The organism is Psychrobacillus mangrovi (genome assembly GCF_037104765.1).
Taxonomy (GTDB): domain Bacteria; phylum Bacillota; class Bacilli; order Bacillales_A; family Planococcaceae; genus Psychrobacillus; species Psychrobacillus mangrovi.
On record NZ_JBAWSY010000001.1, the window covers coordinates 312656 to 335399 of the forward strand.

Annotated in this window: 16 protein-coding genes and 1 other RNA gene; 6 read left to right on the forward strand and 11 right to left on the reverse strand. The window is 34.9% G+C overall.

The features are described 5' to 3' along the window. Position 1 precedes the first annotated feature (1 nt). Positions 2 to 3607 carry a dynamin family protein gene (locus tag WAX74_RS01580; RefSeq protein WP_336495909.1) on the reverse strand — a complete coding sequence of 1202 codons (3606 nt, stop codon included), beginning with the start codon at positions 3605 to 3607 and terminating at the stop codon, positions 2 to 4. A 467-nt stretch (positions 3608 to 4074) separates the two neighbouring features. Here WAX74_RS01580 and WAX74_RS01585 point away from each other — a divergent pair, with 467 nt between their 5' ends. The 4 genes from WAX74_RS01585 to WAX74_RS01600 all read left to right on the forward strand — a co-directional run bounded on the left by WAX74_RS01585 (position 4075) and on the right by WAX74_RS01600 (position 6999). After that, on the forward strand, positions 4075 to 4527 hold the full coding sequence (locus tag WAX74_RS01585) for a chemotaxis protein CheX (protein ID WP_336495910.1): 453 nt from the start codon (positions 4075 to 4077) through the stop codon (positions 4525 to 4527). Positions 4528 to 4710: 183 nt separating this feature from the next. Further along, entirely contained in the window at positions 4711 to 4833 is a 123-nt protein-coding gene (locus WAX74_RS01590; protein ID WP_336495911.1) for a cytochrome c oxidase subunit 2A, read from the forward strand. Positions 4834 to 4853: 20 nt separating this feature from the next. Continuing rightward, entirely contained in the window at positions 4854 to 5330 is a 477-nt protein-coding gene (locus tag WAX74_RS01595; protein WP_336495912.1) for a cytochrome c oxidase subunit II, read from the forward strand. 1 nt (position 5331) lies between these two features. After that, a complete protein-coding gene (locus tag WAX74_RS01600; RefSeq protein ID WP_336495913.1) occupies positions 5332 to 6999 on the forward strand; it encodes a b(o/a)3-type cytochrome-c oxidase subunit 1 in 1668 nt (555 codons plus the stop codon). A gap of 346 nt (positions 7000 to 7345) precedes the next feature. Here the strand turns inward: WAX74_RS01600 and WAX74_RS01605 are convergent, their stop codons facing one another. The 10 genes from WAX74_RS01605 to WAX74_RS01650 all read right to left on the reverse strand — a co-directional run bounded on the left by WAX74_RS01605 (position 7346) and on the right by WAX74_RS01650 (position 18835). Then, the gene (locus WAX74_RS01605; protein WP_336495914.1) at positions 7346 to 8845 is read right to left on the reverse strand and encodes a carboxypeptidase M32; all 1500 of its coding nucleotides are present in this window, start codon (positions 8843 to 8845) and stop codon (positions 7346 to 7348) included. Between the two features lie 49 nt (positions 8846 to 8894). Further along, a complete protein-coding gene (locus tag WAX74_RS01610) occupies positions 8895 to 10796 on the reverse strand; it encodes an ATP-dependent DNA helicase (RefSeq protein ID WP_336495915.1) in 1902 nt (633 codons plus the stop codon). An 89-nt stretch (positions 10797 to 10885) separates the two neighbouring features. Further along, entirely contained in the window at positions 10886 to 12013 is a 1128-nt protein-coding gene (locus tag WAX74_RS01615) for a THUMP domain-containing class I SAM-dependent RNA methyltransferase (protein WP_336495916.1), read from the reverse strand. Continuing rightward, the gene (locus WAX74_RS01620) at positions 12010 to 13746 is read right to left on the reverse strand and encodes a putative bifunctional diguanylate cyclase/phosphodiesterase (protein WP_413788897.1); all 1737 of its coding nucleotides are present in this window, start codon (positions 13744 to 13746) and stop codon (positions 12010 to 12012) included. The genes WAX74_RS01615 and WAX74_RS01620 overlap by 4 nt, the downstream gene beginning before the upstream one ends. A gap of 112 nt (positions 13747 to 13858) precedes the next feature. After that, an RNA gene (gene rnpB / locus WAX74_RS01625) (RNase P RNA component class B) lies at positions 13859 to 14245 on the reverse strand. Positions 14246 to 14308: 63 nt separating this feature from the next. Then, on the reverse strand, positions 14309 to 14608 hold the full coding sequence (gpsB, locus tag WAX74_RS01630) for a cell division regulator GpsB (RefSeq protein WP_053589759.1): 300 nt from the start codon (positions 14606 to 14608) through the stop codon (positions 14309 to 14311). A gap of 70 nt (positions 14609 to 14678) precedes the next feature. Next, the gene (locus WAX74_RS01635; protein ID WP_336495918.1) at positions 14679 to 15974 is read right to left on the reverse strand and encodes a ribonuclease H-like domain-containing protein; all 1296 of its coding nucleotides are present in this window, start codon (positions 15972 to 15974) and stop codon (positions 14679 to 14681) included. Then, positions 15964 to 18243 carry a DEAD/DEAH box helicase gene (locus WAX74_RS01640; protein WP_336495919.1) on the reverse strand — a complete coding sequence of 760 codons (2280 nt, stop codon included), beginning with the start codon at positions 18241 to 18243 and terminating at the stop codon, positions 15964 to 15966. The genes WAX74_RS01635 and WAX74_RS01640 overlap by 11 nt, the downstream gene beginning before the upstream one ends. After that, on the reverse strand, positions 18236 to 18604 hold the full coding sequence (locus WAX74_RS01645; RefSeq protein WP_336495920.1) for a YppE family protein: 369 nt from the start codon (positions 18602 to 18604) through the stop codon (positions 18236 to 18238). The genes WAX74_RS01640 and WAX74_RS01645 overlap by 8 nt, the downstream gene beginning before the upstream one ends. 75 nt (positions 18605 to 18679) lie before the next feature. After that, positions 18680 to 18835: a hypothetical protein gene (locus WAX74_RS01650; protein WP_336495921.1), complete on the reverse strand. Its 156-nt coding sequence runs from the start codon at positions 18833 to 18835 to the stop codon at positions 18680 to 18682. Between the two features lie 195 nt (positions 18836 to 19030). On the opposite strand from WAX74_RS01650, the gene recU reads away from it, so the two are divergent. Next, positions 19031 to 19630, forward strand: a complete 600-nt coding sequence (recU, locus tag WAX74_RS01655; RefSeq protein ID WP_336495922.1) for a Holliday junction resolvase RecU — start codon at positions 19031 to 19033, stop codon at positions 19628 to 19630. 21 nt (positions 19631 to 19651) lie between these two features. Continuing rightward, positions 19652 to 22312, forward strand: coding sequence for a PBP1A family penicillin-binding protein (locus tag WAX74_RS01660; RefSeq protein ID WP_336495923.1), 2661 nt, complete (start codon positions 19652 to 19654; stop codon positions 22310 to 22312). Positions 22313 to 22744: the final 432 nt, after the last annotated feature.

The window sequence follows — 22744 nt, forward strand, 5'->3', positions numbered from 1 at the left end:
GTTATTCTCTCCCTTCCATTAAAATTTTTGCATAAACCTCTTTCCATTTTGCAAGAGTTTCTTCTTGCTCTAAAAGATTGCGTTCGGCATCAATTTGAATAATTGACTCGTTTAACCACTTTAATCGGACAGCCTCTGTTTCTATATTCACATATTGATCTGCCCACTTCGTAAGTCGATCATACTCCAGCTTTAAGTAGCTTTCCGCCTCGATTTTCGTTTGCTCAGATAAGGAATCACGAAGCTTCTCTTTATCGTTTTTCTCAAAAAAAGATTTCGTGTTTTTAAAATAAGATTTTACGTTTTCATATTTTCGAATTTCCTCAAAAGGACCGACAAATTCTAATAAATCACGGTCTTCACTCTCATGTGGTGTAAAAGTAAAGCTTTCATTCCATTCTTTTAGTACACGTATTTCTTCTTTTTCTAACTGTTTAATTTGTTTTTGGATAAACTGCAGTAATCGAAAGTTTGTTACACGCAGTTCCTGCTCCATATCAAAACGGAGCGTACTTAACAGTTCTTTTAAAGCAATTCCTAGCGCCGTATTTGCCGATTGGTTACTAAATAAAGAAGGATTATAAGCCTCTTTAAAGAATTCATTGAAACGATAAAATACCCGTTGTAATACATAGTACAACAAAGTTTCTAGTTCTTGCTTAGCTTCCTTAGCAATTATAGAAGAGTTGGAATTTGAATAACGTTTGCGTATTTTTTGTTCTTGCTCACGTAATTCTTTTAACCTTTCATCTTTTCTAGCTAAGTTCTTCTCTGTTTGCTCTATTAATGTTAATAATTTATTATGTTGGCGAGATGCCTCTTCATCTAGTGACGAAACTGCAATTTGCTTTAAATCTTTTTCCAAGAAATGATGGAAGGCTTCTTCAAATTGCACCATTCCTTCATGTAACGGTAAATGTCCAACTTTTTCTTTAAGTGCTTGTAAGCTTGAAATACCATATACTCTTGGGAAACGAATACCAAATCGTTGAAGCTCATTTTGCACATATTGTTTCACAAGGTTTGCTTCTTCCTCTGTTTCTGCAAGATCGATGGCATTAACGATAAAGAACATTTTATCCAATTCAAAAGCATCTTTTACTCGACCTAGTTGTATTAAGAACTCTCTGTCCGCTTTTGCAAATGCATGGTTAAAATAAGTCACAAACAATACTGCATCCGCATTACGTATATAGTCAAATGCAACCCCTGTATGTCTTGCATTGATAGAATCGGCTCCTGGAGTATCCACTAATGTAACTCCTAATCTAGTCAATTCACAATCGAAATAAAAATCAATGAAATCTACAAAACAACTTTTAGCTTCTTCCGCCACATAACTTTCAAATTCTTCACCATTCACCCGTAATACTTTTCCAAGTTGACCTTGAAATGTCGGATATCCTATTTGAAAAGCGGCAATAAATGATTTATGGACCTCTTCTGAGACTGTTTGATTTATTGCTTCACTTGCTTGATCAAATGCTTCCTCTAAAGACGAGATAGTAATTCCTAATTGACTATATGCAAACGATACATCTTCTAATAATTGATCTTTAGTCTTAAATGTAACGTCCGCTGTATTATGTGGATGCTTTTCTGATATTGGTCGTATTTTATTAATTGCAGCTGTTGTTGGATTTGGTGAAACCGGCAAAACATTTGCACCCATTAATGCATTAGAAAAGCTTGATTTCCCTGCACTAAATGCGCCAAATAATGCAATTGTAAATTGTTGATTTTCAACACGCTTAGCTTTTCTTTTAATAATCTCTGCTTCTTCTTTAAAAGCTGGTAACTCTTTTAATACTTCTCCAATTCTGTTAGCCCGCTTTAAGACTAACTCCGGAGAAAGATTATTAGTTTCTTCTACTTGTTCTATGGACGTTATTATTTCTGATTCCACTTCCTGTTCTTCCAAGGATGGATCATATTCGGTAATCGATTTTTGAAAACTATTTCGTTCATCATCCCATGCTACCATCAATTGATCCCGTTGTTTCCTTATCGCTAAAGCCGGAGTCTTTGTTTCCTGTTCAAAATCAAGAATTCTTTCATCTATTTCTTCCAATGATTGAATAACTATTATTTTTTCATTTAGAACATCTGTTTTTTGATCTACTTTATCTGTGTCTTCCACCGGATTATCATTCATCATAAAGATCATTTTTTCTTTCCAAATATCTGTCTCACGTACAAAAAATCGGTTGACTGCTTCTTGAACTCTGTTTGCATAATGTAAAATAGAATCTCCTGTTACTCCTGCACCTTTTTGTAAGGAATCCGAAATAAGAGATGTGGATATATCAAATGCAAATCCATCAATTTCATTTGCTCTTTCATTAGTTAATAAGGAAACATCTTTTAGCATACTTTTCATAAGTTGTTTCAAATGAACGATAATATTCGTTTGTACAACTCTCTCGAGTAGAGTTCTTGCATCTTCAAGACGCTTAGAACGCTCTTCTTCTGTTTTCTTTTTGCTTCCTAAAAAACCTACTTTAAATGAGCCTTGCATGCTCTCAGCATATGACTTTAGAGAGTCTCTCATCTCGTATGGCATAATAACAGCATTTTCCAAAATTTCTTTTCGCTGCTCTTCAAACGTTTTTTTCCATAGACTTATATCCTGTAATGCTGATTGCTTTTGAGCTATTTCAAGTTGTTCTTTAATATCTTCTTTATTATTCCATTCTTCTTCTGTTAGTTGTCCTTCAAAAGTCTCTAGACATGATGCTTTTTCATTTTCTAAATATTGCTTATGCTCATCCGCTAATTTTTCTAATGTTGCGTTTGCAGATGTAATAAAATACTGTTCTTTATTATTAATCGAATTTAGTACAATTTCTTGTACCTTCTGGAAATCATTATGTATAAAGTGTTTATCTTTTAATGAGGTAAAAAATATATCCTTCGGTTCAACGGACCATGCTTTAAAAGCATTTGCAACAGATTGCTTAAAAGCATCAAAGGAAAGCTCTTCTTCTCGATGCTTATCCACTTGGTTAACAATTAAATAAACATTTTCGTTATAGTGAAGCAATTGCTTTGTAAATTGAAAATTAAGTTCAGATTGAACATGGTTATAATCCATTACATAAAAGACGATATCCGCCAGATGAAGAGCAGACTCAGTTGATATTCTATGTGCATCATCCGTTGAATCCACTCCAGGAGTATCCATAACAGTTATTCCTTCTGGTAAGTTGGAGGTTGAATGGCCAATTTCAATTTGAGATACTTTACTCCCGTCTTTTGAGTATTTTTTAACAAGTTGAATATCATATTCACCTGAGAATTTTACAGGTGCTCTATCAACAAAATGAACGAGGGCATAATTATCATTTGTCTTTTTTACAGTAACAATATTTGCCGATGTCGGAATAGGACTTGTTGGAAGTAACTGCTCGTCTACAAGTGCATTGATCATACTAGATTTACCAGCAGAAAAATGTCCTGCAAAAGCAATAGTAAATGTACCCTTCTCCAGTTTTTCTGCAAACAATTTTGCCTTAGCGAAACGTTCATCATCTAAATTTCGTTGAAAAAGAGTAGCTAGCAAAGCATTTTTCTCTTTTAATAGTTGTATATTTTCTAAATTCTCCATTTGAAAATAAAATCTCCTTTATAATTCGACAATTATGTATATCATAGCAAAAAACAAAGGAACGCAAAAGCGTTCCTTTGTTTTTCTACGACGAGCTTTGCGCAGGAGCAAAATCTCTTGAATTTCTGCGACGAGCTTTGCGGCAAATCTTTTTGAATTTCTGCGACGAGCATAAAAAAAGATGACTTCATCTGTTCCGTTCCAAGTGAAACAAATCAAATCATCTTTGAAGTTATATTATTTAACTTGAGGAGAAGTAGAACGTAACACATAAGCTGTTACCCCACTATAAAGTAAAATGGTTGATCCAATTAATATAGCTAACATACAAATCGTCCTCTCAAGTGAATTTGAAAATCATTCTCATTTAATGATAGCACAATGTTTCGACATTTTCTACATATAGTATTCTTTTTATGATACTTTTATGCTAAAATTAAGCCATCTTTACTATTCGGAGGGACAAAATGAGTGCGTCTAAACACATACAAACTATATTAAATGGTATGATTCAATCGTTAAAATCCGTGATCCCTCTTCCAATGGATATTAAATCCCCTTCTTTAATGGTACAGCCATTTGATCAAAAAGAGATGGGTGTACTAATTGGAATTATAGGTGATATAAAAGGTCGTATAATTATAGATTCCACGTCTGATTGTTTTTCATCGATTGGTGCAACTATGTTTGGTATGACTTTAGAAGGTGAAATGCTTGAATCCTTTACAGGAGAATTAGGAAATATGATAGCAGGGAATTTATGTACTACTGTTGCAGGAAACAACTTAGAAATAGACATTACACCTCCTACCGTCATTGTAGGTACAACAAAATTATTTGGATTTCAGCATGCCTTTAAATTACCTGTCGTGATCGATGGTATTGGAGATTTAACGATAATACTCACTATTGATGAATAGTCATACTCAAAAAGAACCTTCTACTAATGAAGGTTCTTTTTTTATTTCTCTAGCCATCGTTTATATTCTTCACATTTATTTCACATATACCCCTATCTTGTGTGACATTTATCACATCATTGCTCTTTCATTCTATTTATTATTAAAAATATACAAGAACTTCTTTTGTAGGAGGTGTACCAAATGTCAAAAAAGCGTGAAAAAGAGTCTGATTTAAAAGGAACCTTGTATTCGGTTGGATTTGTAGGGATATTCATTTTAATTACATGGTTTATGGCATTTTACTTGTTTATTGATAGATTTTAATAATTTGGAGGTTTAAGGCGATGCATATTCATAAGTACGAAAAATGGTGGATAACATTCGGAGTTAGTTCATTGGTCTTATTTTTAGTAATTGTTGGAATTAGTGCATTCCACTTTGGTTCACATCCACCAAGCTCAAAAATTTATATTGATCCAGAACGTGTGGATGAAATTGCTCCATTTAATAACCCAGGTGTGCACAAAGTGGAGGGAAAAGAATGGGACTATGAAGTTGTATTTGTAGCTTCGGCATTCTTCTACAATCCACCTGAGATTGAAGTTCCAATTGGATCAAAAGTGAAATTTATAGCGACAACGAAAGATGTAGTTCATGGTTTCCAGGTAGCAGGAACAAACATAAATATGATGCTTGAGCCAGGTTATGTTTCTGAATATGTGACTACCGTTGATAAGGCTGGAGAGTATTTAATCTTATGTAATGAATATTGTGGAGTTGGACATTCGTCCATGACATCCATGTTAAAGGTGGTTGAGTAATATGACAACTATTACAGAAAAAGTGAAAGACTTAGTAACAGTAGATAAAAAAGACGGAAAACTAGCACTTGCCCATATTTATGTTGCTTTTATCGCGTTAGCCATTGGTGGACTTTGTGGTCTTTTACAAACACTAGTGCGCTCTGGTACATTTACACTCCCTTGGGGAATCGGCTATTATCAAGTTTTAACGGTTCATGGCGTTTTACTAGGACTAATTTTAACAACATATTTTATTTTTGGTTTTCAAATTGCAGCGGTTAGCCGTACTGCTGGTACATTAACAAATAAACAAAGATTGTTTGGATGGATTGGTTTCTGGACAATGACAATTGGTACAACTGCTGCTTCAGTTATGGTTTTGTTAAATAAAGCATCTGTACTTTATACTTTCTATGCTCCACTACAAGCTCACTGGATTTTCTACGTAGGATTGGCTTTAGTAGTAGTGGGATCTTGGATCGGCGGAGCTGCCCAGATCATGAAATACATTGAATGGAGAAAAGCTAACCCTGGTCAACCTAGCCCATTATTAACTTTTATGGTTGTTGTAAACCTTGCTATGTGGATTATTTGTTCGCTTGGAGTTGCAGTGGAAGTTGTTTTTCAACTAATCCCTTGGTCATTAGGATGGGTAGACAAGGTTGATGTACTCCTTTCCCGTACACTATTTTGGTATTTCGGTCACCCACTAGTATATTTCTGGTTATTGCCAGCATATATGGTTTGGTATGTTATTATCCCAAAAATTATTGGAGGAAAAATTTTCTCTGATGCTTTAGCAAGATTATCATTTATTTTATTTTTACTTTTCTCTATTCCAGTAGGATTTCACCATCAGTTGACTGAGCCTGGAATTAGTTCTTTCTGGAAGTTCTTGCAAGTTGTATTAACTTTAATGGTTGTTATTCCTTCACTATTAACCGCATTCTCTATGTTTGCTACGTTTGAGTTACGTGGGCGAGCATTAGGTGGAAAAGGTATATTTGGATGGGTAAAAAAATTACCATGGGGAGATGCTCGTTTCTTAGTTCCTTTTATCGGTATGGCTGCATTTGTCCCTGCTGGTGCTGGTGGAATAATTAATGCCTCTAACCAGATGAATCAAGTAGTTCATAATACTATTTGGGTAACAGGCCACTTCCATCTTACAGTTGCTACTACTGTTGTGTTAACTTTTTTTGGGGCAGCTTACTGGTTGATACCACATCTTACTGGTAGAGTATTAACAAAACAAATGAACAGACTTGCTATTATTCAAGGTATTGTTTGGGCATTTGGTATGAGTATCATGTCAGGTGCTATGCATATTGTTGGTTTATTTGGAGCCCCTCGTCGTTCAGACTTCTCTACTTATGGAGGTTCTGAACAAGCAGCGGAATGGATTCCCTACCAGATTGCACAAGCAGTTGGTGGTACTATTTTATTCATAGGGATCATATTAGTTCTTTATATTATTATAAACTTATTATGGTTTGCTCCAAAAGGAGAAACAGAATTCCCTATCGGTGAAGTTTCTGAGCATGCTGAGAAAACGCCTATGGTACTGGAGAATTGGAAAATCTGGTTGACCATTTGTATTGCATTAATTTTATTTGCTTATACAGTTCCACTCATCGATATGATTCAAAATGCACCACCTGGATCAAAAGGATATAAATTCTGGTAACATAAAAAAGAACGAAGCATAGTTGCTTCGTTCTTTTTTATTTAGAGCTGTATACACCTAAATTGGTGATGTTCAAAGATTAAAAGGTACATTAACTATCCATTAAGCACATGTCTATTCCTAATCAAAGCTCGTCGCAATGGAAAAGGGAGTTTTCAGGATGTACGCCTTACACGCCACAGGAGGGCGAAGAATTACACCGTAAAGGATCTTGAGAGCGACTCTCATCCTTCGGAGGCTCATGCGTAGCGTGCGGCAGCGCACATCCGTGTTCCTTATGATGAGCTACCTTATTGAAAAGCGACTCATAATACATTGATTATAAATAATCTGGTAGTTCGGAACCTTAGAGTTGATAAATTTTAGTATATTTCTCTTCTAAATAATCCGCCAAGTAGTTACCATTAAGCCCTTCGCCTGTTGCATCTTTAAGTATTTCTAAAGGTTTTTTAAGTGCCCCGTGCTTGTGTACATTTTGAGTTAGCCACTCTTTTATAGGTGATAAATCACCATTCTCAATTAGTTCATCAAAATGTGGAATATCTTTTAGCATAGCCGCCTTAAACTGTGAAGCGTACATATACCCTAGAGCATACGATGGGAAATAACCGAAGCTTGCTCCCGCCCAATGAACATCTTGTAGAATCCCTTTTGCATTCGTAGACGGTCGCACTCCTAAGTATTCCTCATATTTCGCATTCCAGATTTCAGGTAGTTCTTCTACTATTAAATCCCCATTAAATAAACCTTTCTCGATCTCGTAACGAATCATAATATGAAGTGCATACGTTAATTCATCTGCTTCAATACGAATCAGTGAGGGCTTAACTTCATTTATCGCACGTAAAAACTCCTCCATAGGTACATCTCCGAATTGCTCTGGAGAATAGCTTTGTAACTTTTCATAGTTTTGTTCCCAAAACTTTGGATTACGACCAACAAAGTTTTCATAAAAAAGAGACTGTGATTCATGAATTCCCATGGACGCTCCACCTGATAGAGGAGTACCTGTTAATTCTTCTCCCACGTTTTGCTCATAGATCGCATGTCCGCATTCATGGATTGTCCCAAATACAGCGGAACGGAAATCAGATTCATCGTATTTTGTTGTAATTCGCACATCCCCACGATTTAATCCAGTTGCAAATGGGTGAACGGTTTCATCTAGTCTCCCCGCTTCAAAATCATAGCCCAGTTGTTTTAAGACATCTAAACTAAATGCCTCCTGCTGCTTTTTATCGAAATGCTTAAAGAGGAAATCTGTTTTCGGTTGGTTTGGAGATTCTGCTATTTTCTTTAATAAAGGTACAATACGATTTCTTAACTCTCCAAATACTTTATCAAGTATTTCTGTAGTCATTCCAGGCTCGTATTGATCCAACAATACATTGTATGGGTTATTATCCTTTACTCCCCAATAGGTTACAAATCTCTTTAAAGTGTCAACCATTTCTTTTAAATATGGCTTGAACATAGCCCAATCGTTTTTGGACTTTGCTTCTTCCCAAACAGACTCAGACTTAGATTGAAGAATGACAAATTTTTTATATTCATCTGCAGGAATTTTTTTACTCAGATCGTATTCTTTTTTCACTTCTTCAAACACACGTTTAGTTACATTATTTGCCGAAGGAATAGAAGGTTCCAGTTCATCTAATAATTTCTTTAACTCATCGGAAGTTGACAGATTAAACACATCCGTTGCTAGTACACCTACAACTTCGGAACGCTGATCTATCCCTTTTTTCGGCGCCCCTGTGCGCATATCCCAATATAATACCCCTAATGCTTCATTATACGCACCAATCTTTTTTACATAGTCTAAAAATTGTTGTTCTACCGTCAAAATTAATTCCCCCTTTTTTCCAACTCCACATTATCGTACCATATGTCTATTATTGAATAATAGATGTTGGCAAAATATTAACAAATCGATTTTGTAATACTTCTTCTTCAGGGTTAAGTAGAATATGAATTTCTCCGTAATCTTTAGATGTTCTAATTAGTCTTCCGATGCCTTGTTGTAATCTTAAAAGCATAAACGGAAGATCCACTTCTTCAAAAGGATCATTTGAGAATTTACGCTTAGCATCAAATAACGGATCTACAGGAGGAAATGGTAAATCAACAATAATAACTCTTGTTAAAGCTTTTTCAGGTAAATCGAGACCTTCCCATAAGTGATAGGAGCAAAGCGTCGCGAAATTTCCATCTTGAAACTCTTTCACTATTGTGGAGAGTTCTCGCTCCCCTTCAAAAACTATATCTTTAGTGGAAGGAATAGAATTTCGAAATTGATCCATCGCTGCTTTTGATTTAAATAATATTAAAGTTTGTTGCTTATCTTCCAATAATTCGACCACATGATTCGCTTTATCTTCTTGTTGTAGTTTTTTTACATTGATTTTCATCACTTCATCATAGTCAAATGGTGAAGCTACCGAGAAAGATTGATATTTTTCAACACCAAGCGAATCTGCAATATACGTAAAGTCTTTTTGAATAGATAGTGTGGCTGAAGAAAAAACGATTGGCATTTTTGAAGTAAACAGTTTTTCATTTAGAATGTCTGTTACTAGACGTGGCATTATAATCAATGTTTCATGACCATCAATAATTTCAAGCCACTCTACCCCATCCCCTTTTTCCGTGAACAATCGTAATGAATAGACGTATTGCTCTAAAAATTCTTCTACCATTCGAAGTTCATACTCAGGAATTGTAAATAATTCTGACTCAAAGACAAATTCTTCAAGTAAATCATCCGTTAAACTAATTGCTTTCTTACAAGTTTGTATAAGAAGGTCTGATTTTTCGATTGTCATTCGGTCCGTATCTCTTGCGATGCTATTTTTTCGAATTAAACCAAATATCTCGTCATGTGTTTCCTGTAATTGCTCCATCAAATATAATGTCTTTTCTCTTATTCCATCCACCATGACTCTTTCTAATAAACGCACTAGTGTCTCACTCTGAATTTCATGAGTAAGCGCTTTTTGTGCAGCGAATTCTAATAGATGCCCTTCATCCAATACAATCATCGATACCTCTGGTAATAAAGGAAGCTGACCTTCTCGAACTCTAGATTCTTTTGTCCAAATATGTTCCATTAAAAATTCATGAGAACAAATGAGTAAATCAGCTGATTCTCTATAATTTTGGCGATGTATCGTTTGGCCGCATCGATTGCGCAAATCACAAACCATACACTGCTGAGTCGGATGAAAATTCACTTTCTGCCAATCTTCATCACTTACACCGGAAAATTGGCTTCGTTCACCATAGGGAAATATTTTCTGAAGAGATGAATGACCATAAACAAAATCCGGAATGAGATCTTCTATTTCCTCTATGAAATAATCATTATCTAAATCTTTTTGCGCATCTTCTAAACGTTTTAAGCATAAGTATTGATTCCTTGATTTAGCTAAACGAACGTCAATCTTAATATCTAAATAATTTTGCAGTTTAAAAATATCGCCTGCTTCTTTAACTAATTGTTCAATTAATGTTTCATCAGCGCATGCGATTAAAGCTGGTTTCCCAGTATATCTTGCATAGGATATAGCAGGTAACAAATAAGCAATAGTTTTCCCTGTACCTACACCCGCCTCGGCGAATAACACATTTTTTTCTTTTAGTGCTTTTTCTATTTGATAAGCCATAAATATTTGTTCATCACGGCATTCAAAACCTTTTTCCGGTAATTCATCGTATAATACATCTCCCATCCAATCACCTAATGATTCGAAGAAAGAGCGGTCCTTGGATAATTGAAATGGTAAAGCTTTTTTCATATATTAACTCCTCCAAAATAAAATAAGAACGGAAAGGAGTTCCTCCCTTCCGTCAGACAAAATTTCCACCTACACAATTTACTTTCTATTTAAGAACGCTTACCCCAAAATTGGTAATAATCCGTTCGAATAAAACCGTTAAATAGTTTACGTTTTTTTGTTGCTCGTTTACCATACAATTGTTCAAAGTTTTCCATGGATGAAAGCATATAAACTGACCACGATGGATATTTTTCCATTAAATATCCTAAATCACTTATAGCTTTCTCAATTACTTCAACTTCCCCAATTCGCTCCCCGTATGGAGGATTGCCAATCATAACTCCGTCTGTCAATGTAGTAGAAAAATCGCTAGCCTGCATCTGTTTGAATGTTATTATGTCTCCAAAACCAGATTCAAAAGCATTTTGTTCCGCTACTTGAATCATTTTATGATCGATATCAGAACCAATTATTTGAAGCTCTTGATCATATTTAGCAAGATCTTCCGCTTCATTTCTTACATCCTCCCAAACCGTTTTTGGCATCCATGACCATGATTCACTATGAAAATCACGATTAAAGCCCGGAGCTATATTTTGTCCAATCATAGCGGCTTCTATCGGAATCGTTCCGGATCCACAAAATGGGTCTACAAATGGACGTTCTGGGTTCCATTTAGAAATTTTCACTAGGGCAGCCGCAAGTGTTTCTTTTAAAGGAGCTTCACCTTGTTCTTGACGGTATCCTCTTTTATGAAGACCTACACCACTTGTATCAATAGTAATTGTAGCCATATCTTTTAAAATACTGATTTCAATTTTATATGTTGCACCTGATTCATCAAGAAATCCTATGCGCTTATACGCTAGTTTAAGACGTTCTACAATTGCTTTTTTTACTATTGCCTGACAATCCGGCACGCTAAAGAGAGTAGATTTAACTGATTTTCCTTGTACAGGAAATGCAGCATCTACTGGCAAAAACTTTTCCCACTCAATTGCTTTTGTTCTTTCAAAAAGATCATCAAACGTTTTAGCTGGAAATTGTGATACTACAATTTTTACACGGTCAGCAACACGTAGCCATATGTTTGCTTTAGCAATTGCTCTTTCATCACCTTCGAAATAAATTTTTCCATTTTCAGTTGTTGTTTCATACCCTAGTGCTTTGACTTCATCTGCAACGATGGATTCTAAACCCATTGCTGAAGTTGCTACTAATTTAAATTTTGTCATAATACATTCCTTTCTTGCTTGAGAATTTCCCATAATTCAATGAAATCCAAAAGCTCTGAACTTGGAATTGGCCTACTATAATAATATCCTTGAATAATATCACAATCCATTTCCTTCAAAAGCTTTACTTGATCTTTCGTTTCTACACCTTCTGCTACTACTTTTAGATGTAATCGGTGAGCCATCATTATAATGGAATCTACTATTGCTTGTTTGTCTTTTAAAGAGGTAATTTGCTGCACGAAACTACTGTCTATCTTTAAGTAATTCAGTGGAAAGCGATTTATATAGCTTAAAGAAGAATATCCCGTACCAAAGTCATCAATAGAAATTTTAAAGCCCATATTTTTTAATTTAATTAACTTATTAACTATTCCTTGTGCGTCTTTCATAACCGTCCGTTCTGTTAGCTCTAATTCGAATTGGCTTGGACTACAATTATACTGCATAAGGATTGCATTTATTCTTTCTATAAAGTCGTCTTGTTGAAAGTGTAATGATGCAATATTAACTGAAACAGATAAATGTTGAATTCCTTTACTTCTCCATTCCATTATATCAAGACATACTTTTTCCAGTATCACTTCACTTAAAGGTATGATTAAACCAGTATCTTCGGCAAAAGGAATAAACTCACTTGGTGAAACGTTTCCTAATTTATTATTTTCCCATCTAACAAGCGCTTCTACACCTATAATTTCTCGGTTAACAATTGATATTTTAGGTTGGTAATTAATATTGAATTCTTTTGTTTGAATGGATTTTCTAAGTTCTGCCTCTAATAGAAGTAATCGTTTAGAATCTTTCTTTAAATCTTCGAAATAGAAAGCGTATTGATTTCGTCCGTTTTGTTTTGCAAAATACATCGCTTTATCCGCTTTATGAATAAGTTTTTCAGCATCTATACCATCTTGCGGAAAAATACTAATTCCTATACTTGATGTAATATATATTTCGTTTCCATCAATATAAAATGGTTTGTTTAAAGATTTTATAATTTCTTTTGCATGATTGGCTGCTTCTTTTTGGTGGTGAATATAACTTAAAGTTAGTAAAAACTCATCCCCCCCATATCGAGCAAAAATATCATTCTCTTTAACAATTAATTTAATACGATTGGCAACTTCGGTTAATATTAAATCTCCTACCTCGTTACCTACCGTCTCATTGATATGTTTAAACCGATCTAAATCAATAAATAGTAAAGCGTGTATAAAATTATTTGGAATAGATAAATTGATCAATTCGTTAAGTGATTCTTTAAAAGTGGAGCGATTTGCTAAATTCGTTAATTGATCAGTTAGAGTCAATTCTTCTAATTCTTGTTCTATGAATTTTTTTCGAGATATATCTGAAAAAATGCCAAAATAGTTAGTAACTTCCCCATCGCTATTTACGATACTTGCTATGGATAATAATTCTGGATAAACTTCGCCATTTTTTCTTTTATTCCAAATCTCCCCACGCCAAACGCCTTTAGTATGAATGTCTTTCCACATTTTTTCATAGAAAGCTGAACCCTGCTTACCAGATTGTAATATACGAGGATTTCTCCCACGCACGTCATCTAAAGAATACCCAGTAACCATTTCAAAAGCAGCATTTACTAGTGAGATGTGCATTTGATCATCGGTAATCATAATACCTTCAGTTGTAGAATTAAATACTTCCTCTACTAGTTTATTTGGATATAAATAAAATTGTTCAGGTTGTTGCTTTTTTTTCACAATCATATACCTGCCTTTGTTTATGCTACAAAATAACTAAAGTAAAAAGTTATGTAAGATAAGAAAAGCTCTCCTCGAATGGAGAGCTTGTTTATATTATTATTTATCCACTCATACACTCAATAAGCCATGTTTTGTCTCTACGGTACTCAAACGGTGCTTTACCTCGTACGATGTAGATGGCAATCATCTATCTACAGAATTATTTCTGTTCTTCTATCCGTTCATTTCCTTCAAGAAGATGCCCCTACCATAATTTGGGTTTCTCACTCATGGGGTTTACCTCGTTCCACCTGTATAGTTTCCTATACAGCTACGTCACTGTGGCACTTTCAGAGATTGTCAACCATATCCTAAAAGGACTTAGGCCTTCATCCCGCCGTCAGCTAAAACTAGCTGCCTTAGTTTATTTTTTCACTAAGCACGAACACTACATTCATCTCAGAATTGTGTGAGCATGGACTTTCCTCTACAATGTCAAGCATTGCAGCGATTGCCCGAATATATAAGTGGTATACATAGTATATACGAAATTTGTCGGCTTTTCAACCTCTAGGAATTAATATAATTATTCGTACAATTTACTCCCAAATACATGTTTCTCTAAATGTGAAAGTCTTTTCAAAATATCAAAATTCGTTGCACCAGTAGGTGGTGGTGGTGCTTGTTGAGTTCTTTTCGGAGCCTCAGCCAACTCTTCTCTTAATTGCTTATTTTCTAATTGAAGCTGGGAAATTTTCTTTTCAAAAGCCTCGTAATCTTGAATAATATCATCTAAGAATATGTCAACTTCCTCTTGGTTGTACCCTCTTAGGCCAGTTTTAAATTCTTTTTCTAATATATCTGATGGTTTAAATTTCAATTCCATGTTACATCTTCCTTCCATCTACATTTCGCTAAACGTATTATAGCATAATGATGTCGAATAATGCAGTATTTTAAGGCATTTGTACGCGCTTTTTGTTATGTTGTGCGCTTTCCCGGGAAATATTTATTTTCCGGATTATTCTTTCTCTCCTTTTATAAAGTTCTTGTTCTAAGCGTAGCTTTGATTGTGTTGATATACTATCGCTTAAAGAATCCATATACAAAGCACTTTTTGAGGTCATTTCTAGTGCTGACTCATAATCTTTTTGTTGATGCTCATACAATTTTGCCAATTCTATATAAACTTTTAAACGATATTTCCCGCTTATTTCCTTTAAAGATTCCTCAAAAGCCTGAATACTTTCCATAAATAACTTTTTACGTTTCAAGTGTAATCCTACGTACATATATGCAATACTTGCTTCTTGTTTTGGGAAATGATCCACGACGAATTTAAACCAGTCAAAACTTACTTCAGTTGTTTTCAAGTCTTGAAACCATTTTCCGATATTCGTATAAGTTACGGAGGATTCAGCTACTTCTTCTTTTTTAATCAATAAATCCACTGTAATTATATATAGCGTTACCAAAGATAAAATATCCCATTCATTATGTTTTAAAACTTTCATCAAATTGACTGGATTCCCTGTCTTAACCGCGTCAAAATAAATAATAGGAGCAAGATGACCTGGTATATCTCCATTTCTTTGAAAACCTAACTTTTGTTCTTCGATTTGCTTTAATTTAAATCTTTCTAAATTACCTTTCCAAATACGTTTGGAAGTATGCATCAAGTCAATATGATCATGCTGTTTTAATTTTGGAAGCAAATTTCGATTCATTGTCCATCTAGATATTAGTTGAGGCAGATCAAAGCTTTTTCCGTTATAAGTAATAATTGTTTGAGTATCTCTCCAAAAATCTAGTGAATATAAAAATGCTGTTTCTTGACTTGGATCAGCAAGAACATATTGTTTCAATAAAAAACCATCTTTTGTTTTCGTTAGCACACCATTTAGAAAGATGAGTACACCTGTCCCTTTCAAACCAGTTGTTTCCGTATCATAAAAGGAATATTTATTATCTAAGGAAACTGTTAACGGATGATCTGGATAGTTATCCTGCATAAATTTGATTGAATCCGTTAATTTACTTAATACAATGTTTCCATGTATATGCTCATTCGAGTAAAAAGATTCTTTTACGAATAAAAAACCATGTTCGTTTTGAATTAGTTTAAGTCCATGCTGAATCCATTTCTCTGTGTAAAAAGGTAGCTTAAAGCTAGGTATTTCCTTTTTAATCTGTTCGGTCGAATTCTTTTTTACTAGACCTTTCAATTGTAACAACTTTTTTTCATAGGACATTTTCTTTTACCTGCAAAAAGTATAGTAGTTTTAATACTTCTTTTTTCAAATTCAATTCTGCATCTTGTGCTCCGATACAGGCAGGACATCCATTATTACAAGAACAATTTGCTACTTGCTCCGTTACCTTTGGAACTAATTCATTCCACAAATCAAACATTCTTTCCGATAACCCAATTCCACCAGGATAACTATCATAAATATAAAAAGTTGGTTTTTCCATATTTGTCGATTTCACTTGTGGAACGACATGAATATCCTTTGAATCACAATGAATGAATAATGGTATAAAAGCATGCAATGCATATGCTGCTCCTGTCATTGCATCTGAAAGGAGCGCATCCGTCCAATCATCTGGTTTTTCAAAGCTAAACCAAGTAGAAGAAGTATGCAATTCTATTGGTGGCAAGTGAATTTTGCCTGATCCAATATTGTCATGAGTATCAAACTTAATTTTTTTAAAGATAGTTGGTTGCGCTAATACAATGATGTCTCCAAATTGCAGTGTTCCAACATTCGCTTCCTTGTCTTTATCCTCACTCAATACTTTTAACTCTATCGCAATGTTTGCGTCTGTGAAGTAATCAACGTCTACCTCTCTAACGAATGCTTTTTTCTCTTCCCAGTCTAGTTTTTCAACTTGAAATTGAGTTCCTTGGTGTAAATAAATTGCTTCCTCGTGGAGTAGAGTCATCGCACTATATTGATCCATTTCACCAATCACTCTAGTTTTTGTCGGAATGGACTGATCAATAATAATAACGTTTTCTTGAGAGGCAGAACGTAAACTTACATTGCTCGCCGGAAAACTTTCAGACATCCAATGCCATTTTTCAGCCGTTTTTAATAAAACGCCTTCTTCCTCCAAAAATTCCAGTAACTCTTGAATTGAAAATTCTCCATATAAATCCATTGACGAAAAAGGCAACTCAAAAGCTGCACACTTCAAATGATCCATTAAAATAATCATATTATCTGGATGAATTCGTACTTCTTCTGGAGATTGACCTAGAAAGTAAGAAGGATGATTTACCACGTATTGGTCGAGTGCAGTTGATTGAGCAACATAAATAATAAGAGCCTCATCCTGCCTTCTTCCTGCTCTTCCTGCCTGTTGCCATGCACTTGCGATATTACCAGGATATCCTGTCATAATACACGCTTGTAATTGGCCAATATCTACCCCTAACTCTAAAGCATTCGTGCTTACTACTGTACGAATAATTCCGTCTCTTAAGCCTTTTTCAATTGTTCTTCTTTCAGAAGGTAAATAACCTCCTCTGTATCCTCGAATAGATTGGTCGTTTATTTTTTTGCTAACTAGGCCTTGTAAATAAGTAACAAGCATTTCCACTCGAACTCTACTTTTTGCAAAAACAATTGTTTGAATTCCATTCACATATAATTCCTGTGCTAAATCCCTTACTTCTAATATTGCACTTCTTCTCACATTAAAGACCGGATGAATAATTGGTGGATTATAAAACACAAAATGTTTCTTACCTGCAGGAGCACCATTTTCATCGATTAATGTATGCGAAGTATTTGTTAAAGATTCGGCAAGCTCTTTTGGATTTTTAATCGTAGCAGACGTACAAATAAACTGTGGCTGACTTCCGTAAAACTCACAAATCCTTTTTAACCTACGAATAACATGAGCAACATGACTACCAAAAACACCTTTATATGTATGAATTTCATCGATAACTATATATTTTAAGTTCTCAAATAGAGATACCCATTTAGTATGATGTGGAAGAATTCCAGAATGGAGCATATCTGGATTTGTTAATACAATATGACCTGACTTTCTAATTTTCTGTCTAATACCAGGTTCTGTGTCTCCGTCATATGTATAACTTAAAATTTCCTCTTCACTAGCTTGAATAAGTGCATTTAAATCACTTTTTTGATCTTGTGCTAATGCTTTAGTTGGAAACAAGTAAATGGCTCGTGAGGTTGGATCGTCTAATATGGACTGAAGAACAGGTAGGTGATAGCAAAGTGATTTTCCAGAAGCAGTAGGAGTTATGGTCGTATATGACTTACCAGAGGTTGCAGCGTCAAAAGCTTGTCTTTGGTGAATATATAATTGGTCTACTCCACGACTGACTAATGCTTTTTGTAAAGAAGGATGCATCTGATCTGGAAATGGAGCGTATTTCGCTTGCTTCTCAGCCGTAGTATGAACATGCACTATACGTGAGTTTCTATTTCCGTCTAACTTCCATTCATCTAATAATTGTTGAATGTTTTTTCGTTTATGCATGTTCATCTCCTACTTCCTTAATTGCTTGAATAATTGTTTCTAAAGTATACTTTGATGAGTGTATGGACTTTAAAAATCTTTTTTTACTTGTGCCTTTATAGTAAGATTGCACAATAAATTGCTTCATGGATTCAAGTAAAGAGTCTATCTGACTAGGATGGACATACTTAGGTCGTTTTTCTTGAATCCATTTTCGAACTAGTTGTTCCCATTCTTGCAAAAGTTCATCTATTTGATATGCATGTGGTTTTACATCTTGAAAAAAGTCAGGTTCTTTATCTTCTTCTCGATAAGCTTCAAAACGGATGATACAATCATCACATTCTTTTAATAGGTGTTTACTAAGATTTAATAGTGACAAAGTCATCCCTCGCATTCTAGTAATAGTTTATCAAATATCCTAACTTTTTACTAGTTCTAAGCGAACATATATTCTTTATAATTTATTTTCCATTTTTTCGATTTTTGCAAGCAAATGAAATGAGGACTGACTAAAATTTTCTTTAAATTTATCTTGCTCGTCGTGCAATCGACTTTCCAGTAAATACTCGAGCAATTCAAGTTGGTCTATTAATCGTTCAATTTTATTCATTTTAATTCCTCCCTTTTTAAAGTATGTTCATTGTTTTTCCGAGAATACCTTCCCTCTCGACAAACGTTCTTTTCAACAGACAAAACTAGTGTACTATCGACAAAGTAACTTGGTTGTAACAGAAATGAAACTAAATATGACTGTTATTCGTCTAAGTAACTTGTGATAAACTAATAGCATAAAGAGGTGATCTGCTTGGCTATTCATTATCCAAACGGTAAAGTATACACTCCCAAAAAAGAACCATTAAAAATTAAGAAAAAGGATTATTCTTTTAGTAATAGGGGTAAGACGTTAGAGGATGAGTTAAATGATGCGAATGAATACTACCTTCTAAATGATTTAGCTGTCATATACAAAAAACCAATCCCTATACAAGTCGTTAGAGTAGAATATCCCAGTAGAAGTAGTGCTATGATTAAGGAAGCGTATTATAGAACTCCTTCTACAACAGATTTTAATGGTGTGTATCAAGGTAAATATATTGACTTTGAAGCAAAAGAAACGGAAAATAAAACAGCGTTTCCCTTAAAAAATGTACATGAACATCAAGTCAAACATATGAGAAGTGTAACTAAACAAAATGGCGTTTGTTTTTTACTCGTTCGTTTCTCGGCATTTGATCGTTATTTTTATTTACCTTTTGAACAATTAGAACTTTTTTGGGATAGAATGCTAACAGGTGGAAGAAAATCTATTGCTTTAAGTGAATTTGAAGAGCATGCAATAGAGATTACTCCAAAATATGCACCAAGAATTGATTATTTAAAAATAGTTGATAACTTGAACGTATAAATTGAAAGTGAGGAGACGTTTATGAGTGAGCAAAAAAGAACTCGTGAACAACGAAGAAAAGAATTACAACAAAAAAAACAACCGAAGAAACCTATAAAATTATGGATAAAACGTATTTTTATAGCGGTACTAGCTATAGGAATAGTAGGACTATTAGCGGGAGGATCCCTCTTCGCTTATTATGCAAGTTCTGCTCCTGAATTAGACGAAACATCTTTGAAAGATCCTATTAGCCCTAAACTTTTAGATGCGAATGGAGAAGTATTTGCTACGGTAGGTGCTGAAAGTAGAGAATATGTTCCCTATGATGAAATACCGCAACAGATGGAAGACGCTATTTTAGCAACAGAAGATGTTCGCTTTTATGATCATATGGGAGTCGATTTCTTACGTTTAGGAAAAGCAGTATTAGCAAACGTCACAAGCGGGTTTGGTTCTCAAGGTGCAAGTACATTAACACAACAAGTTATTAAAAACTCATTTTTAACAAATGAAAAAACATTAAAACGTAAGGCACAAGAGGCATATCTTGCTATTCAATTAGAACGTAAGTATGAAAAAGAAGAAATATTCGAAATGTACTTTAATAAAATATTAATGTCTGGAAGAATATATGGTTTCGGAACAGCATCCCAGTATTTCTATGGTAAGGAATTAAAGGATTTAACATTAGATCAATACGCAGTACTTGCGGGAATGCCACAGAGTCCTAATAATTATAATCCTTTCAAAAATCCTGAACTTGCTGAAAAAAGACGTAACATTGTACTTCATTTAATGAATTTACATGGCAAAATTACAGAAGAAGAAATGAAAGCAGCACAAGCAGCTCCAGTTGAGGAAGGCTTACTACCTGAAGACCAACGTGTGGCAAATCAAGATTCTAAATATGATGCTTTTATTGATATTGTTTTAGATGAGTTAGAAAAGAATGGTGACGGAGATGCAATCTCTGAAGGTATTACGATTCATACAACTTTACAACCAGAAGCACAGCAGACAGTAGAAGCAACACTTAACTCTGATAGGTTCCCTACAGAAAAAATTCAGTCTGCCGTTGCAGTCATTGATACAAAGACTGGTGCCATTGCTGCAGTTGGTGGTGGTAGAAACTATGGTGCTGAACGTGGATTTAACTTTGCGCAAGATATGAATGTTCGCTCTCCTGGTTCTACAATCAAACCATTGCTCGAGTATGGTGCTGCTGTAGAGTTTTTAAATTGGTCCACTGGTCAGACAATAATTGATGAACAAATCAAATACACTGGTACTGACCAAGTAGTTCGAAACTTTGATGGGAAATATAAAGGCAATATGACAATGCGCGAAGCGCTTTATAATTCTCGAAATGTACCTGCAGTTAAAACATTAAAAGAAGTTGGTACAAAAAATGCCAAAGAATTTATTAATCGTTTTGGAATCGATATCGGCGATGTAACGGAAAGTAGTGCGCTTGGTGGTACATCTAAGGCAATGACACCTATTCAAATGGCTGGAGCTTATGCAGCATTTGGTAATAACGGAATGCATACGAAACCGTACGCAATTAATAAAATCGTTTATCGTGATGGTAAAACAGAAAAAAATTATCGTCCTGATTCAAAACCTGTTATGAAAGATTCTACTGCCTTTATTGTGACAGATGTCCTTAGGGATGTATTAACGAAAGGTACTGGAAAACGGGCAGCTGTGAGTGGATTAGATATCGCCGGAAAATCGGGAACATCTAACTACGACGCTAATCAAATGAAGGAATGGGATTTACCGAATAGCGCATTCCCAGACGTTTGGTTTGCTGGTTATACTACAAACTATTCGATAGCTGTTTGGTCTGGATATCCTGATTTAAAAACGCCAATGACTACAAATGAGGAGCGTTATTTACCTCAAAATATTTTTAAAGAAGTAATGGCTAATATCTCTAACGGAACAAATACAGAACGCTTTCAAAAACCAAGTTCTGTAGTAGAAGCAACAATTGAAGTTGGATCTGATCCTCTCCAATTAGCAAGTGATTATACACCAGACAATTTAAAATCAACTGAACTATTCGTAAAAGGTACAGAACCAACTTCTGTATCGGAAGAATACAAGCAACTTGAGTTAAATGCTCCGTCTAATTTATCCGTAGATTATGATGAAATAACTTCAACTGCAACATTAGCATGGGATTTTGAAAAACCAGAAGAAATGGAAACAGATGTACAATTTGAAGTTTCAGTTGCGATTGATAATGGACCAAGTGAAGTTTTACAAACAACCAAGCAACAGGGATTAATCGTTCAAAGTTTGATACCTGGTAGTACGTATGTATTTTCTGTTACTGCAGTTTCAGAAGATGTTAGAAGTGAACCAGCTTCAATCTCACTAACACTCGATGCTGTGGAGGAAGAAAATCCAGAAGAAAATCCTTCAGACAATATAGATGAGAATGAAGGTAACGGTAACTGGAATGGAAACGGCAACGAGAATGGCAAAAATAACGAGAAAGATAAGGGTAAAGATAAGGGTAAAGATAAGGGCAAAGATAATAAAGGGAACGGTAATGGCACCTCGGATGGTTCGGAAGATGGAACTAATTCCGAGGAGGACCAAACTGAAACAACACCTGGTGATGGTCAGCAGGGAACAAACCCTGACGGCACTACAGATTCTGGAGAAGATTCCAGTACAACTCCATAATAACCAAAAAACGAGTTATCCTAAATGGATAACTCGTTTTAGACTGTAGACAAACTCGAAACTTATTTTTAGTATAGAATAGCTTAGTTCTTCCAAAGATTTACGCTGGCGAGCGCCGAGCCGCTCCTTAGCTATATATCCTAAGGGGCACTGAAAATACTCTTCATATTATTTTTTAGCGAGTATGTAAACGATATTTGGTTCACATACTCGCTTTTTGTCTTGGCGCCGTTGATTTACGTTCCAGGCGGACGCTTTCCGGCTGGAGTCGCCGCCTTTCATTACAATCAACTATTGTAATTTGGTCTCGGTTACATCAACATTCGTCTCTTTATACCACTTAATGTAAAATAACTATACTAAATAAGTTTTTCGCCAATTTAAGCGTTCTTTTTCATTCAGTTGGTTTTCAAGAACCCTCAATTTAAGTCA

Coding starts and splice junctions, on each gene's coding strand:
- WAX74_RS01610 (WP_336495915.1), bottom strand. CDS start 10,796: ATGAAAAAAGCTTTACCATTTCAATTATCCAAGGACCGCTCTTTCTTC.
- WAX74_RS01650 (WP_336495921.1), bottom strand. CDS start 18,835: ATGAATAAAATTGAACGATTAATAGACCAACTTGAATTGCTCGAGTAT.
- WAX74_RS01595 (WP_336495912.1), top strand. CDS start 4,854: ATGCATATTCATAAGTACGAAAAATGGTGGATAACATTCGGAGTTAGT.
- WAX74_RS01660 (WP_336495923.1), top strand. CDS start 19,652: ATGAGTGAGCAAAAAAGAACTCGTGAACAACGAAGAAAAGAATTACAA.
- WAX74_RS01590 (WP_336495911.1), top strand. CDS start 4,711: ATGTCAAAAAAGCGTGAAAAAGAGTCTGATTTAAAAGGAACCTTGTAT.
- WAX74_RS01580 (WP_336495909.1), bottom strand. CDS start 3,607: ATGGAGAATTTAGAAAATATACAACTATTAAAAGAGAAAAATGCTTTG.
- gpsB (WP_053589759.1), bottom strand. CDS start 14,608: ATGGAATTGAAATTTAAACCATCAGATATATTAGAAAAAGAATTTAAA.
- WAX74_RS01615 (WP_336495916.1), bottom strand. CDS start 12,013: ATGACAAAATTTAAATTAGTAGCAACTTCAGCAATGGGTTTAGAATCC.
- WAX74_RS01600 (WP_336495913.1), top strand. CDS start 5,332: ATGACAACTATTACAGAAAAAGTGAAAGACTTAGTAACAGTAGATAAA.
- WAX74_RS01635 (WP_336495918.1), bottom strand. CDS start 15,974: ATGTCCTATGAAAAAAAGTTGTTACAATTGAAAGGTCTAGTAAAAAAG.
- WAX74_RS01620 (WP_413788897.1), bottom strand. CDS start 13,746: ATGATTGTGAAAAAAAAGCAACAACCTGAACAATTTTATTTATATCCA.
- WAX74_RS01585 (WP_336495910.1), top strand. CDS start 4,075: ATGAGTGCGTCTAAACACATACAAACTATATTAAATGGTATGATTCAA.
- WAX74_RS01640 (WP_336495919.1), bottom strand. CDS start 18,243: ATGCATAAACGAAAAAACATTCAACAATTATTAGATGAATGGAAGTTA.